This is a genomic window from Thauera sp. 27, from assembly GCF_000310125.2.
In the GTDB taxonomy this organism is placed as follows: Bacteria; Pseudomonadota; Gammaproteobacteria; order Burkholderiales; family Rhodocyclaceae; genus Thauera; species Thauera mechernichensis.
The window spans coordinates 1-14502 of record NZ_AMXB01000035.1; the positions used below are offsets into that span (position 1 = coordinate 1).

Annotated in this window: 14 protein-coding genes and 1 pseudogene; 4 read left to right on the plus strand and 11 right to left on the minus strand. The window is 65.2% G+C overall.

The window, feature by feature from the left end:
* From B447_RS16745 to B447_RS16775, 7 genes and pseudogenes are all read right to left on the minus strand, one after another.
* Positions 1–315 (minus strand): annotated as a pseudogene (locus B447_RS16745) (3-dehydroquinate synthase); the annotation flags it as partial.
* Positions 303–833, minus strand: a complete 531-nt coding sequence (locus B447_RS16750; protein ID WP_002943061.1) for a shikimate kinase — start codon at positions 831–833, stop codon at positions 303–305. The gene B447_RS16750 and the pseudogene B447_RS16745, both read right to left, overlap by 13 nt.
* An 86-nt stretch (positions 834–919) precedes the next feature.
* On the minus strand, positions 920–3142 hold the full coding sequence (gene pilQ, locus B447_RS16755) for a type IV pilus secretin PilQ (protein WP_198291828.1): 2223 nt from the start codon (positions 3140–3142) through the stop codon (positions 920–922).
* Positions 3139–3657 carry a pilus assembly protein PilP gene (locus B447_RS16760; RefSeq protein ID WP_002925797.1) on the minus strand — a complete coding sequence of 173 codons (519 nt, stop codon included), beginning with the start codon at positions 3655–3657 and terminating at the stop codon, positions 3139–3141. The genes pilQ and B447_RS16760 overlap by 4 nt, the downstream gene beginning before the upstream one ends.
* Positions 3657–4334 (minus strand): type 4a pilus biogenesis protein PilO, encoded by a 678-nt coding sequence (locus B447_RS16765; RefSeq protein ID WP_002925796.1) that lies wholly within the window; start codon positions 4332–4334, stop codon positions 3657–3659. Before B447_RS16765 ends, B447_RS16760 begins: the two co-directional genes overlap by 1 nt.
* The gene (locus tag B447_RS16770) at positions 4331–4924 is read right to left on the minus strand and encodes a PilN domain-containing protein (RefSeq protein WP_002943065.1); all 594 of its coding nucleotides are present in this window, start codon (positions 4922–4924) and stop codon (positions 4331–4333) included. Before B447_RS16770 ends, B447_RS16765 begins: the two co-directional genes overlap by 4 nt.
* Complete coding sequence (locus B447_RS16775; RefSeq protein WP_002925794.1) at positions 4921–5997, minus strand: pilus assembly protein PilM; 1077 nt, start codon at positions 5995–5997, stop codon at positions 4921–4923. The genes B447_RS16770 and B447_RS16775 overlap by 4 nt, the downstream gene beginning before the upstream one ends.
* A 186-nt stretch (positions 5998–6183) precedes the next feature.
* On the opposite strand from B447_RS16775, the gene B447_RS16780 reads away from it, so the two are divergent.
* On the plus strand, positions 6184–8601 hold the full coding sequence (locus tag B447_RS16780) for a penicillin-binding protein 1A (RefSeq protein WP_002925793.1): 2418 nt from the start codon (positions 6184–6186) through the stop codon (positions 8599–8601).
* 6 nt (positions 8602–8607) lie between these two features.
* Here B447_RS16780 and cyaY read toward each other — a convergent pair whose 3' ends face one another.
* A complete protein-coding gene (gene cyaY / locus B447_RS16785; protein WP_002943073.1) occupies positions 8608–8934 on the minus strand; it encodes an iron donor protein CyaY in 327 nt (108 codons plus the stop codon).
* 45 nt (positions 8935–8979) lie between these two features.
* On the opposite strand from cyaY, the gene lptM reads away from it, so the two are divergent.
* Both lptM and lysA read left to right on the plus strand, forming a co-directional pair.
* Positions 8980–9147: an LPS translocon maturation chaperone LptM gene (lptM, locus tag B447_RS22310; protein ID WP_232431661.1), complete on the plus strand. Its 168-nt coding sequence runs from the start codon at positions 8980–8982 to the stop codon at positions 9145–9147.
* The gene (gene lysA / locus B447_RS16790; RefSeq protein ID WP_002943075.1) at positions 9144–10424 is read left to right on the plus strand and encodes a diaminopimelate decarboxylase; all 1281 of its coding nucleotides are present in this window, start codon (positions 9144–9146) and stop codon (positions 10422–10424) included. The genes lptM and lysA overlap by 4 nt, the downstream gene beginning before the upstream one ends.
* A 48-nt stretch (positions 10425–10472) precedes the next feature.
* Here lysA and B447_RS16795 read toward each other — a convergent pair whose 3' ends face one another.
* Entirely contained in the window at positions 10473–10838 is a 366-nt protein-coding gene (locus tag B447_RS16795) for a hypothetical protein (protein WP_002925787.1), read from the minus strand.
* Between the two features lie 131 nt (positions 10839–10969).
* On the opposite strand from B447_RS16795, the gene dacB reads away from it, so the two are divergent.
* Positions 10970–12427, plus strand: a complete 1458-nt coding sequence (dacB, locus tag B447_RS16800; RefSeq protein WP_002943078.1) for a D-alanyl-D-alanine carboxypeptidase/D-alanyl-D-alanine endopeptidase — start codon at positions 10970–10972, stop codon at positions 12425–12427.
* Here the strand turns inward: dacB and B447_RS16805 are convergent, their stop codons facing one another.
* Together B447_RS16805 and ubiD are read right to left on the minus strand one after the other, a co-directional pair.
* A complete protein-coding gene (locus tag B447_RS16805; protein ID WP_002925785.1) occupies positions 12428–12841 on the minus strand; it encodes a DUF4870 family protein in 414 nt (137 codons plus the stop codon).
* Between the two features lie 126 nt (positions 12842–12967).
* Positions 12968–14458 (minus strand): 4-hydroxy-3-polyprenylbenzoate decarboxylase, encoded by a 1491-nt coding sequence (gene ubiD, locus B447_RS16810; protein ID WP_002943080.1) that lies wholly within the window; start codon positions 14456–14458, stop codon positions 12968–12970.
* Between the last annotated feature and the right edge of the window lie 44 nt (positions 14459–14502).

Here is a 14502-nt window from a genome sequence, read left to right on the forward strand (position 1 = left end):
CCCCCCCCCCAGTGCGATCAGGGTGGTGGAACGCTCGCAGCGCTCGGCAAGCAGCATGTCGAAGATCCTGTTGAGGGTCTCCCAGTCCTTGTAGGCCTCGCCATCCGGCAGGCTGACCGCAGAGACGCCAACCCCCGCCTGCGCCAGCGCCGTGCTCAGAACCTCAAGGTAGAGCGGGCCGACGGTGTCGTTGGTGACGATCGCCACGCGTCGCGTCCTGAGGTGGGGCAGGATCAAATCGGCTCGCCCGAGCAGGCTGCGACCAATGTGAATGGGATAGGCGCGATCGCCGAGAGCGACGTTCAGGGTCTGCATGTACTGTGCTCGCGTTTCTTCAGCGCGTCCTCGATCAGGCGCACCATGGTTCCGGGATTCGTGCGCCCGCCATCGACGATGATGTGGGCCACCTCGCGATAGAGCGGATCGCGCTGACGGTAGAGTTCATCGATGCGCTGGCGCGGGTTCTCCACCTGAAGCAGCGGGCGGTTGCGATCGTGGCGGGTGCGCTCGTACAGGATCTGCGGCGGCACGTTGAGGTAAACCACCACACCACGCTCGCGCATCAGCGCACGGTTCTCGGGGGCAATCACCACGCCGCCACCGGTGGCGATGACGATGTCCGGCTCCAGGGTCAGCTCATCCATCATCTGCGTCTCACGACGCCGAAAACCCGCCTCGCCCTCGATTTCGAAAATGGTCGGGATAGTCACCCCGGTACGGGCAACGATCTCGTGGTCGCAGTCGGCAAAGCGCAGCTTGCGCCGCCGCGCCAGCTCCTTGCCTACCGTGGTCTTGCCGGCGCCCATCATGCCGATCAGTATCAGACAGCTCACGCGTGACTCGCCGGAAGTCCAGATGAAAAAGGGCGGGCACCCTTTCGGAATGCCCGCCCCGGCATTGTAACAGCTGCCGCCGCCGCTCAGCGGAGCGTCAGAGAATCGGCAACGATACGCGGCGTGATGAAGACGAGCAGCTCCTTGCGGTCGGAGACCCGCTTCTGCGCCCTGAACAGATGCCCCAGCACCGGCACGTCACCGAGCACCGGCACCTTGTCCACCCCAGTGGACTCCTCTTCCTCGTAGATGCCACCGATCACGACGGTGCCGCCGTTCTCGACCAGGACCTCGCTCTTGACGTTCTTGGTCTCGATCGGCGGCACACCGAGCAGCGCCCGTTCATAGATCGGACGATCCTTGTTCACCTCGATCGACAACTGAAGCCGCCCGTCTGGTGTGATCTGCGGCTTCACCTTCAGCGCCAGCACGGCCTTCTTGAACGAAACGCTGGTGGCACCGGAGCTCGACGCCTCCTGATAGGGAATCTCGGTACCCTGCTCGATCGAAGCCTCGACCTGGTTGGCCGTCAGCACACGCGGACTGGAAACGACTCGGCCACGGCCATCGGCCTCGAGCGCCTGCAGTTCGAGATTGAGGAAGCGCGTCAGGCTGTTGTTGAAGAGGGTCAGATTCAGCGCACCAAAGGCGCCGGCAACCGGCCGCCCGCTGACGACGTCACCGCCCTGAGTCACCACCTGACCAATCGAGTTGACCGATGTCGTTCCGGGCCTGAAGGTCTCGCGGATGAAGCCCGGAATCACGGGATCGCCCGGCTGGGGATCCGTGGGCTGCTGGCCGACAACCTCCAGCGCTCTCGTTCCGAACGCCGACTTGCCGAACCCGACCTGACCCAGGTTGCCGAGCTTTGCAGTCCCAAGGCTGCCAAGGCCAAGGCGGACACCGATTTCGCGCGAGAAGGTCTTGCTGGCCTCGACGATGCGCGCCTCGATCAACACCTGCCGGGGCGCAACGTCAATCTCCTGAACCAGACGCCGCAGCGCATCGAGACGGGACGCCACATCGGTCACGAAGACCTTGTTGCTGCGCTCGTCGACCACCACGCTACCACGCGAGGACAGCATGGTCTGGTCCTTGCTCTTCAGGAAATCAAAGATCTCCTTGGCCTTGTGGTAGTTGATCTGGAAGCTCTCGGTCTGCAACTGCTCGAGATCCTTGACCTGAGCCCGCGCCTCGAGTTGCAGGCGCTCACGCGCTGCCAGTTCGTCACCCGGCGCGACCCAGATCACGTTGCCGTTCTTGCGCATGTCCAGACCCTTGGCCTGGAGGATGATGTCGAGCGCCTGGTCCCACGGCACGTCTTTCAGTCGCAGCGTCAGGCCACCCTGAACGGAGTCGGAAGTGATGATGTTGAAGTTCGTGAAGTCGGCGATGACCTGCAGCACCGAACGCACGTCCACGTTCTGGAAGTTGAGCGACAGCTTCTCGCCCTGATACTGCCCACGCGCCGCCCCCTGCACCAGGCGGTTCGGATCCTCGACCAGTCGCTTGACCTCCAGCACGAAGCGGTTGTCGCTCTGGTAGGCGTTGTGCTCCCACAAGCCGTTGGGCGTGACTGTGAGGCGGACGCGGTCGCCGACCTGCTGCGCCGTCATCGAAGTCACCGGAGTGCCGAAGTCGGTGACATCCGAACGCCGGCGCAGATGCTCTGGCAGCGACGTCTTGAGGAAATCAACGACGAGATTGCCGCCCTGCTGGCGGATGTCGATACCGGTATCCGCACTCGAAAGATCGACGACGACGCGGCCATCTCCCTCGGTGCCACGCCGGAAATTGATGTCACGCACCGCAAACGCCGACGCGGCGGCAACCGGAGCCTCGGCAAAATTGCCACGCGATTCCGAGGCGACGCTCGCGCGCGCGGCCTGGACGTTGACCGGCGAGATGGCGACGATCACGTCGCGTCCCTCGACGCGCGTCTCGTAGGGACTCATGCGTACGAGGTTGAGCACCAGCCGCGTGCGATCGCCAGCCTGCACGATGTTGGCACTGCGCAGGTCACCCTGGTCGATGGCCTGAACGTTGCGACCCAACCCGTTGGCCGTGCCAGCGAAGTCGAAGGCGATGCGCGCCGGATTGGCCACGCTGAAGCTGGGCGGCACAGCTGTCAGCGGCTCCTTCAGGGTCAGGCGCACATACAGGGTACCCCCCTGCTCGGCAACCTCCAGCCCCTCGATCTGGTTCGACAGCGCCTGCGCCTGCTCCGCCCCCTGCGCAAGGGCAGAAGGCACGGGCGCTACGCCGGCGACCATCGCCGCCAGCAGCAGCATTCCGATTCGATGTCTCATTTTCTGGTCTCCTGCTGCTCCTGCAATACCAGCGAACTGGTCCTTTCGACCCAGTCGCCGTAGACGTCTTCGACGAGTTCGCGCAAGGTCACTTCGCTCTCGCTGATGGCGGTGACGACCCCGAAGTTCTGTCCCATGTAATGTCCGACCTTTACCTGGTGGAGGGTGTTATTGACGCTCACCAGGGCATGTACGGTACGGCCCTGCTCAAGGACACCCACCATCTGCATGGATTCGAGCGGGTAAGCCTCGAGAGGCTCGCGGCGGCGGTCCATGTCAGGCCTCAGCGCACTCGCAGCACGCCGTTCGGGCTCCATGCGTGCCGACCGGAAAGGGTCGTCGCCCTGAACACCCGCATAATCGACAACGGCCAGCGGCAACAACTCGGGCAACTGCATGACCGAGCCACGCATCGTCCGCGCCTGTTCGGTCATCCATGCCTGCAGATCGTCCTGGTTGCCACCGGCACACCCGGCAAGCAATGCGCAGGCCGCGACCAATGAAGCCCTCTTCATCATCTGCTCCTCTGCGCTGCCGCTGCAGCCTGAGCCGCCTGGCGCTGCTGGGCGAGCTCTTCCTCGTCGAGATAACGATAGGTGGTCGCCTTGGCCTCGAACTTGAGCTTGCCATCCTCGCCCGCTCCCAGGGCGACGTTGTTGAGCGTGACGATTCGCGGCATGCGCGCGACATCGGCGACGAATTCGCCAAGGTCGTGATAGACCCCCTGAACCCTGACATCGATGGGCATCTCGGCGTAGAACTCCTTGACCACGTCAGCACCCGGCTTGAACAGCTCAAACTGCAAGCCACGACCCAGGCCCGCCTGGTTGATGTCCGACAGCAGCGAGTCCATCTCCGCACGATTGGGCAGTTGCTTGAGCAGCGCGCCGAACTGACGGTCGATCTCGGCAAGCTGCCGCCGGTGCTCTTCCAGATTCACCGCCTGCCGCTTCTTGGCGATCCAGCTGTCCCTCAGCTGCTGCTCCTCGGCGCGCACGCGCTCTAGCGAAGCGGCCTGGTCCTGCCAGTCGAACCACCAGAAGCCGGCAATCGTCAGCACGAACAAGCCGACGAACACAGCCACCCGAGGCGCGAGCGGCCACAAGCCCGGATCATTGGGATCCAGACCCTTGAAGTCATTCACCAGGCGATCGAGATCGATGCCCTTTCCAAGTCTGGTACCGGTACTCATTGCGTCGCTCCCGTGGCGCCACCGGCAGCGGCTTCCGTGACTTCCGCGCTGGGCTGCCGGATGCCGATACCCAGGGTGAACTCACTGACTCGCCGGGAGTCCAGCCTCGCCGCCTTGGCCTCGACGAGGACCGGCAACTCGAGGAAGGGAGAGGACTCGAGGTTGCGCATCAGGTGCGAAACTCGCGCGTTTGACTGCGCATACCCAACCAGCGTCACGCGGCGGCCATTCTGCTGGATGGACTTCAGATAGACACCGTCCGGCATGCGATGCGCCAGTTCATTGAACAAATGGACGGTCTCGGCCCGCGTCGTCTGCAACGACTCGATGACCTGCTTGCGCGCCAGCATGGCGTCGATCTGCCCACGCAAGCGTCGAATCTCGGCGATGTCGCGATCGAGACTTGCGATCTCTGCTTTCAGGAAGTTGTTGCGCTCGCGCTGGCTGTCGATGTAGCCCTCGTAAACCGCATGGACGACAAAACCGATCAATGCGCCAAGCACGATCATGAGCCCGGAGACCGCGTAGAACTGATGACGGCGCTGGCGACGCTTCTCGACGCGATGGGGGAGCAGGTTGATGCGGATCATGCGTCGAACCTCCGCAGCGCGAGGCCGCAAGCCGCCATCAGCGAGGGCGCATCGGCCAGCAGGCTCTTGGGCCGCAGCTTGGCATTGATCGTCATGCCGGCAAACGGGTTGGCGATGATGGTGTCGACCTGGGTGCGCGCCCCGACCACATCACCAAGGCCGGGCATCACGGCACAGCCGCCGGCAAGCACGATGTGATCGACCTGGTTGAACTGTGTAGAGGTGAAGAAGAACTGCAGCGCGCGCGAAACCTCGAGCGCCAGGCTGTCCATGAAAGGCCGCAGGAGGTCGCGCGCATAGCTGTCGGGCAATGACCCGGCGCGCTTGGCGGTCTCGGCCTCCTCGAAGCTCATGCCATACTGGCGCGCAATGTCCTGGGTGAGCTGCACGCCACCGAAGGCCTGCTCGCGTGCATAGAGCGACTGCCCGTTGCGAAACATCGTGACGTTCATGACATTGGCACCGACATCGACCAGGGCGACGACCTGATCGGCGCCTGCGCGTGGCAGTTGGCGGCAGACCAGTTCCAGCGCGGCCTCGGTGGCGAGCGACTCGACATCGACGATGACCGCCTTGAGCCCGGCAGCCTGGGCCACGGCAACCCGATCCTCGACCTTGTCCTTGCGCGACGCGGCAATCAGCACCTCGACGTCACCCTGGCTGCCGGGCGCCGGCCCGATCTCCTGGAAGTCGAGATTGACCTCCTCGAGTGCGAACGGGATGTACTGATTGGCCTCGGACTCGACGGCGAACTCCATCTCGGTTTCGCGCAAGCCCGCAGGCAGGATGATCTTCTTGGTAATGACCGACGACGACGGCAGGGCCACCGCAACATTGCGGACGCTGCCACCGAAACGGCGCAACGCGCGCTTGATCGCCTCGCTGACCGCCTCAAGGTTGGCGATGTTGCCGTCGACGACGGCGTCACGCGGCAAGGACTCGATTGCGTAGCGCTCGACTTTGTAAGCGTCCTTGTCACCCCCGGACAACTCGACCAGCTTGACCGATGAGGACGAGATGTCGAGCCCGGCAAGCTGACGTGCCGCTGAGCTGAGAAAGGGGATTTCAATCACAAAGAAAGTCCTTACATTTCTTTATGTTACGCGCAGAACCTGAGCAGGCTTCTAGAATGCTAGCAACAAGGCCATGGGGTGTAAAGCAAACTGCATTTCTGACACATGCTGCATACAGGATCGACTGGGGCCAGACTTGCGCTTCCCTTATAATGCCTGCCCACCTGCCACAACCCCGGATTTCCCATGCGCTGGGTCCTGTATCCGATCACAGCGCTGCTTGCGCTGATCACTCTCGGCCTCGCCACACTTGCGGCGATGGCCTTTTTTGCCTGGCCGAATCTCCCTGCCCTCGACACGCTCACCGACTACCGGCCGCGCGTGCCGCTGCGAGTATATACGGCGGACGGCCACCTCATCGGCGAATTCGGCGAAGAACGCCGTGATGTAGTTCGCATCGCCGACGTTCCGTCGACGCTGAAGCACGCCATCCTGGCCGCCGAAGACGAGCGTTTCTACGAGCACCCCGGGATCGACCTGGTCGGTCTTGCGCGCGCGGCGATCGCCAATCTATCGACCGGAGGCCGCGGCCAGGGCGCATCGACGATCACCATGCAGGTTGCGCGCAACTTCTTTCTTTCGCGCGAGAAGACCTACAACCGCAAGCTCTACGAGATCCTGCTCTCGCTCAAGATCGAGCAGAACCTCAGCAAGGACCAGATCCTCGAGCTCTACATCAACCAGATCTTCCTCGGGCAGCGCGCCTATGGCTTCTCTGCAGCTGCGCGCGCCTACTACGGCAAGACACTCGACCAGTTGAACCTGCCCGAAGCGGCCATGCTTGCCGGCCTGCCCAAGGCGCCCTCCGCCTTCAACCCGATCGTCAATCCGGCACGCGCAGCGGTACGCCAGCAATACGTGCTGCGCCGCATGCTCGAGGCTGGCTATATCAGTAGTACGCAATACGAAGAGGCGCTTGCATTCGCCACCCCGAAGCAGAGCCAGCGCGACATCGCGGCTGCCCGCAAGAACCAGGACATCGTCGTGCCCGGCGACCATGTCGCGGAGATGGCGCGCCAGATTGCCGTCGAACAGTTCGGCGAGCAGGCCTACGAACTGGGTATCCGCATCGTCACCACGGTGACCCGCAAGGACCAGGAGGCCGCCTATGCCGCCCTGCGTCGCGGCGTGCTCGACTATGACCGCCGCCACGGCTACCGCGGCCCGGAGGCATTTGTCGACCTGCCCTCGGGAATGGTCGACGCCGCGCGCCTGGACGAAGCGCTGAGCGACCACAGCGACCATGGCGACCTGCTCGCGGCACTGGTCGTCAAGGCTTCGCCCAAGGAGGTCGTTGCCTACCGCAGAGGCCAGCAGATCACGATCAGCGGCAAAGGCCTCGCCTTCGTTGCCCCCATGCTCGCCGAAAAGGCGCCACAGAGCCGCCGCATCCGCCCCGGCGCTGTCGTGCGCCTGCGCAACAGCGGCAACGACGCCTGGGAGATTGCCCAGCTACCCGAGGTGCAGGCCGCCCTCGTGTCGATCGACTCGCGCACTGGCGCGGTGCGCGCCCTGGTTGGCGGTTTCGACTTCAATCGCAACAAGTTCAACCACGTCACCCAAGCGCTGCGCCAGCCTGGATCGAGCTTCAAGCCCTTCATCTACTCGGCTGCGCTCGAGCGCGAGTTCGGCCCGGGCAACGTGCTTGCCGACGAACCGCTCTACTACCCGGCCGGCGTCACCGGCAGCAAGGCCTGGGAGCCCAAGAACTACGACGGCCGCTATGCCGGGCCGATGACCCTGCGCGAATCGCTCGCACGCTCCAAGAACATGGTCGCGATCCGCCTGCTCGAGCAGATCACCCCGGAGTATGCCCGCGACTACCTCACCCGCTTTGGCTTCGATGGCGCGCGCAACCCGGCCTACCTGACGCTGGCACTGGGCGCAGGCGCAGCGACGCCCTGGGAGATGGCCGCGGGCTATGCGGTATTCGCCAACGGCGGCTATCGCATAGAGCCCTACATCGTGAAGGAGATCTACGATGGCAACGGTCGCCTGATCGCCCGCACCGACCCGCCGGTCGCAGGCCAGAGCGCACCGCGTGTGATCGACGCCCGCAACGCCTGGCTCATGGACTCGATGATGCGCGACGTGGTCCAGAGTGGCACGGCGACCCGCGCGCGCAGCCTCAAGCGCACCGACCTGGCCGGCAAGACCGGGACGACCAACGACTATGTCGACGCCTGGTTCTGCGGCTATCACCCCGAACTCGTAGCCGTGGCCTGGGTCGGCCACAGCCAGCCCCGCAACCTGGGGCGCGGCGAGACGGGCGGCGCGGCGGCGCTGCCGATCTGGATCAACTACATGGCCAGCGCCCTGGAAGGCGTGCCCGAAACGCAGCTGCCACGCCCCAACGGGCTGATCCTGGTCGACAATGGCCTGGGTACGCGACAGGACTTCCACTACGCGGAATACGCGCCCCCCGAGCCGCCTGCCGCGCCGGACTGGCTGCAACAGATGTTCGCAGCCGACACCTCACCGGCCATGGAAGCCCCCAGCGAGGCGATCCCGCCGGCGCCGCCTGCGCGCCTGCCCCCCTTGCCCCCTCCGGCTCAGGCTCCGGCACCCGTGGTGGATCGCATGCCGACCCCCATCGGGCGCTGAGCTCGCTCAGGCTTGCGGATTCAGCTGCACGGGCTGATCGGCCTGGGCGGCAACGAGGTCCGCAAGCATGGCCCACAGCTCACGGCCGTCACGCGTATTGACCCAGCTTTCACCCTCGAAGCGGAAGTGGAAACCGCCCGACTTCGCCGCAACCCAGATCTCCCGCGCGGCGGTGTGACGGTTGATGATCATCTTGCTGCCATTGTCGAACTCGAGCTCGAGGATGCCGCCCGGCTTGGGTTCGATATCGATGTCCGCCCCACACGCCTCGAGTGCGGTCTCGATGCGGGCGAGCTCGGCTTCGGCAAGGGCGTTGAATGCAGACTCTTCCATGCTGATTCCTTCTGTTAGGATTCCGGTTTTTCCAGAATGACGGCCATGCGAGCCAAACTCACCGCGATCGCGCTTGCCTGCGCGCTGCTGTCGGCATGCGGCATCAAAGGCCCGCTCTACCTGCCTGCCCCCGGCGGACAGGCCCCGGCGGGCGCCGATCATAACAAACCCATCGTCCCTGCGGACCTGCGCCCGGAACGCCTGATCGAATGAACGCCAACACCCCTGCCTGCCCCAACCTGCCGGTACCCACGCTGCAGCTGCGCGAAGGCGCACTCTGGCTCGAGGAGCGGCCGCTGGCCGACATCGCAGCGCGCTTCGGCACGCCCACCTACGTCTATTCCCGGGCCGCGCTCGAGTCGGCCTTCACGGCATGGCAAGAGGCACTCGCCGGCCGCCGCGCCCTGGTGTGCTATGCGGTCAAGGCCAACTCGAACCTGGGCATCCTGTCGGTATTCGCGCGCCTGGGCGCCGGCTTCGACATCGTGTCGGCAGGCGAGCTTGCACGCGTGCTGGCCGCAGGCGGACGTGCCGACCGCATCGTCTTCTCCGGCGTCGGCAAGACCGCAGCCGAGATGCGCATCGCCCTCGAGGCGGGCATCCGCTGCTTCAACGTCGAGTCTGCGGCAGAACTCGAGCGCCTGAACGCCGTGGCCGGCGAACTCGGCAGCACGGCACCGATCGCTTTGCGCGTGAATCCCGATGTCGACCCGAAGACCCACCCCTACATCTCGACCGGACTGAAGGGCAACAAGTTCGGCGTCGCCTTCGCCGACGCGTTCGCGCTCTATCAGCGCGCAGCGGCGCTACCGAACCTGCGCGTCGCAGGCATCGCCTGCCACATCGGCTCCCAGCTCCTCGACCCGGCACCGATGGCCGAGGCCGCACAGAAGCTGCTCGATCTGGTCGACCGGCTCGGTGCCGCGGGCATCGCCCTTGAGCACATCGACCTAGGCGGCGGACTTGGCATCCGCTACCGTGACGAGATGCCGCCGACGGTGGCCGACTACCTCGCCCCCCTGCTGGCTGTATTCGCAGGGCGCGAGGAAGAGCTGTGCTTCGAGCCCGGACGCTCCCTGGTCGGCAACGCCGGCCTGCTGCTCACCCGCATCGAGTACCTCAAGCCGGGCGAGACGAAGAACTTCGCGATCGTCGATGCCGCCATGAACGACCTTGCCCGTCCAGCGCTCTACGATGCCTGGCACGAGGTGGTCGCCGTAACCCCGCATGACGGCGACGAGCAGGTGTACGAAATTGTCGGACCGATCTGCGAAAGTGGCGATTTCCTTGCCCATGACCGCAGTCTGAAGGTCAACGCCGGCGATCTGCTCGCCATCCTGTCCGCCGGCGCCTATGGCATGACGATGAGCTCGAACTACAACACCCGCCCGCGTGCGGCAGAGGTGCTCATCGACGGCAGCGAAATGCACGAGATCCGCCGCCGCGAGACCGTTGCCGAACTGTTTGCCGCAGAACGCACGCTGGCCTGACGCAGTGGGGCCGTGCCCGCGCCGGCCCCGTTCACCCTCATCGCAGCTTCACCCCTCCATGGCGGGAACAGGGTCGGCGTCGCGCACCACCCCGGCGTCGTAGGCCTCATAGAGGGCGCGCCCAAATGCCTTCCAGGCCGGCCCACCGTGGGTATGCATGCCCACCTCCGCGCTCTGGCGCATGTTCTCGAACATCAGCTCGGAAAGCGCGAACAGCTCTCCGGTTAGCTTTTCCTGTCGAATGGGACTGCGCAGCATCTTCATCATGCAACCCGGCGTGCAGCTCAGCGCTCTCGCCGCCAGCTCACGCAGGCGCGCGGCATCCTGCCAGTCGATGCCGATTGCAATGCCGCGCTTGACGATCTCGCGCTCAAGCTCGTCTGCAGTGCGCTCGTAGTGTCCGAATCCGCTCATAATCCGATCCTTTCCGGCAAGCTGTGTGCCGCTGGTAACGCAACCCATGCTGCATTGCGTGATTTCCATTGCCTTATGTTTGCAATGCTAATCCAGTCTGCAGCCAGATCGTCAGTGAATCCGGCACGAACATGACGCATTTCCGCAGGATAAGTCTTATTTTTACGCGCATCAGCAAGGCCTTCGTACTCGCGCTGATGCTCTGTGCAGCGCAACAAACCAGTGCCAGCACCACCCTGCCGGCCAGCGTGCGACTCGCACTCGACGCCGCACGAATTCCGGTGGATGCGGTTTCCATCTGGGTGCAGCCGGTCGACACCGGCGCTCAGCCTACACTGGCAGTCAACGCCGAGCGCGCGATGAACCCCGCCTCGGTGATGAAACTGGTCACCGCCTTCGCTGCACTCGAGCACCTCGGCCCGGCGCATACCTGGCGCACCGAGATTGCCATGACGGGGCGCGTACGCGAAGGCGTGCTGCACGGCGACCTCTTCCTCGTCGGCGGCGCCGATCCGGTGCTCGGCTATGACCGCCTGTGGAAACTGCTGCGCCGGCTGCGTGCACTGGGTATCGAGCGCATCGAGGGCGACATCGTGCTCGATGCATCAGCGCTACGCCTGCCACCCCACGACCCCGATGCCTTCGACGGACGCGGCCTGCGCCCCTACAACAGCGGTCCACACGGCCTGTTGCTGCACTACAACACCCTGCTGCTCGGACTCTACCCGGGCAAGGGCGCCAACGAGCCGGTCACCCTTGCCGCCGAGCCGCCGCTCGCCGGCATCGTCATCGACAACCGCATCCTCACCTCCAGTGCCCCCTGCGGGACCTGGTACCGCGACCTGCAGGCCAGCATCGAAGGCGGGCGTCGACTGGTGCTGAGCGGCACCCTGCCCGCCGCCTGCGGCCCGCGCACATGGAGTGCCGCACCTCTCCCACCAGCCGAATTCGGTGTCGCCCTGGTCGCCGCGCTGTGGAGCGAAGTCGGCGGACACCTGGGCGGCAGCGTGCGTGCGGGCGTGCGTCCGGCCAGCGGCACGCAACCGCTGTTCAGCGACGATTCGCCGCCCCTTGCCGAAATCATCCGCGACATGAACAAGTGGTCGAGCAACGTCATCGCGCGCCAGTTACTGGCCAGCCTTGGGACGGCGCATCAGGACGCAGCGGACATGGTGGTCGGCGGCGCACGCGTCGCGAGCGCCCAGCTCGCCGCCGCAGGCATCGCCACCGAGGGGCTGGTCATCGACAACGGCTCCGGCCTGTCCCGCATCGAGCGCATCCGCGCCGACAGCCTCGGCCGCATGTTGGTGGCGGCCTGGCAGCGTCCGTGGATGCCCGAGTACATCGCCGCGCTGCCAATGGCGGGCGTAGATGGCACGGCGCGCCGCCGCCTGGCGGGCAGCCCGGCCAACGGCCAGGCCCACATCAAGACCGGCACGCTCAACGGCGTGCGAGCGATCGGCGGCTACTTGCTCGACCGTAATGGCCACCGCCATGCGGTGGTGATGATGGTCAATCACCCTGAGGCCCACAACAGCGCCGCGGCACAGGATGCCCTGCTCGAATGGCTGTGGACGGCAACGCCTTGATCAGTCCATCGGCAGGCCGCGCCGCTGCGTCAGCACCCACCAGCCACGCACCACGCGGTACAGGATCCACAGCCCGGCGAGCAGGATCACCAGGATGGCGAAGGGCACGCCGATCACGGTCAGCACCATCAGCACCGCCACAGCGACCCACATCACTGCGAACCAGAAGGTGCGGATCTGCCAGCGGAAGTGGCTCTCCAGCCAGGTACCGCGTACCGCCGTCTGGTTCCAGTAGTTGATGACCACCGCCGCGATCGACGGCAGGCTGGCAATGAAGCTGAAGATGATGGTCGCCGAGCCGGCCACCGCGGTGAACACCGCGAAGGCGTGCAGGGCGTACACCAGATGGGTCACCGTGACCATGTTCTCGGACGGCTGGCCGGCGGCCAGCGGGGCCGGGTGGGGGCTGTTCATCGAGGCTCCTCGTAGCGCGGACCGCGCCAAGGCGTCCGCACCGGATGGGTGGGTGGGCGAAGCGCGGACCATGCCGCGAATCCGCAGACAACGCAACTGCAAGACGCAAGCTGGCCGGTCTGCCGCCTACAGCCCGAGCTCGCCCCACATCGCGTCCACCCGCGCCTTGACTGCGTCGTCCATGACGATCGGCGTGCCCCACTCGCGGCTGGTCTCACCCGGCCACTTGTTGGTCGCATCCAGGCCCATCTTGCTGCCCAGGCCGGCGACCGGGCTGGCGAAGTCGAGATAGTCGATCGGCGTGTTATCGACCAGGGTGGTGTCGCGAGTGGCGTCCATGCGCGTGGTGAGCGCCCAGATCACCTCCTTCCAGTCACGGATGTTCACATCCTCGTCCACCACGATGATGAACTTGGTGTACATGAACTGGCGCAGGAAGCTCCAGATGCCGAACATGACGCGCTTGGCGTGGCCCGGGTACTGCTTCCTGATGCTGACCACCGCCAAGCGGTAGGAGCAGCCCTCGGGCGGCAGATAGAAATCGACGATCTCGGTGAACTGCTTCTGCAGCAGCGGCACGAAGACCTCATTCAGCGCCACGCCCAGCATCGCCGGCTCGTCGGGCGGCTTGCCGGTATAGGTGCTGTGGTAGATCGGCTCGCGGCGCATGGTGATGCGCTCGATGGTGAACACCGGGAAGTCGGAAACCTCGTTGTAGTAGCCGGTGTGGTCGCCGTAGGGCCCTTCGGGCGCCATGTCGTTCGGATGAATCACGCCTTCGAGCACGATCTCGCTCGATGCCGGCACCTGCAAATCGTTGCCAATGCACTTCACCAGCTCGGTCTTGGCACCGCGCAGCAGGCCGGCGAACTGGTACTCAGAGATCGTATCCGGCACCGGCGTCACGGCACCGAGGATGGTGGCCGGATCGCAGCCGAGCACGACCGACACCGGGAAAGGCTCGCCCGGATGCGCGCGCTGGTGCTCGAGAAAGTCCAGCGCACCGCCGCGATGCGCCAGCCAGCGCATGATCACTCTGTTGCGGCCGATCACCTGCTGACGGTAGATGCCCAGGTTCTGACGCTTCTTGTGCGGCCCACGCGTCACCACCAGGCCCCAGGTGATCAGTGGCGCCGCATCCCCCGGCCAGCAGTGCTGGATCGGCAGCCTGGCGAGGTCGATCTCGTCGCCCTGCCACACCACTTGCTGGCAGGGGGCGGAACGGACCTCCTTGGGCGCCATGTTCAGCACCTGCTTGAGTACCGGCAGCTTCTCCCAGGCGTCCTTGAGGCCCTTGGGCGGCTCGGGCTCCTTGAGGTAGGCGAGCAATTTGCCGACTTCGCGCAGCGGCGTGCTCCAGTTGCCGTCGGCGACGTCCTCACCCATGCCCATCGCCACCCGTTGCGGCGTACCGAAGAGATTGGCGAGCACCGGGATGGACTGCGCCACGCCCTTGGTCACCGGCTTCTCGAACAACAGCGCGGGGCCACCCGCGCGCAGCACGCGGTCGGCGATCTCGGTCATCTCGAGGTGGGTGTCGACCGGAACGGTGATGCGCTTGAGCTCGCCGCGCGCCTCGAGCTGGGAGATGAAGTCGCGGAGGTCGTCGTATTTCATGCTGGGCGTCTCGTGATGGATGCGGGCCACGGCAGGCACGGGCG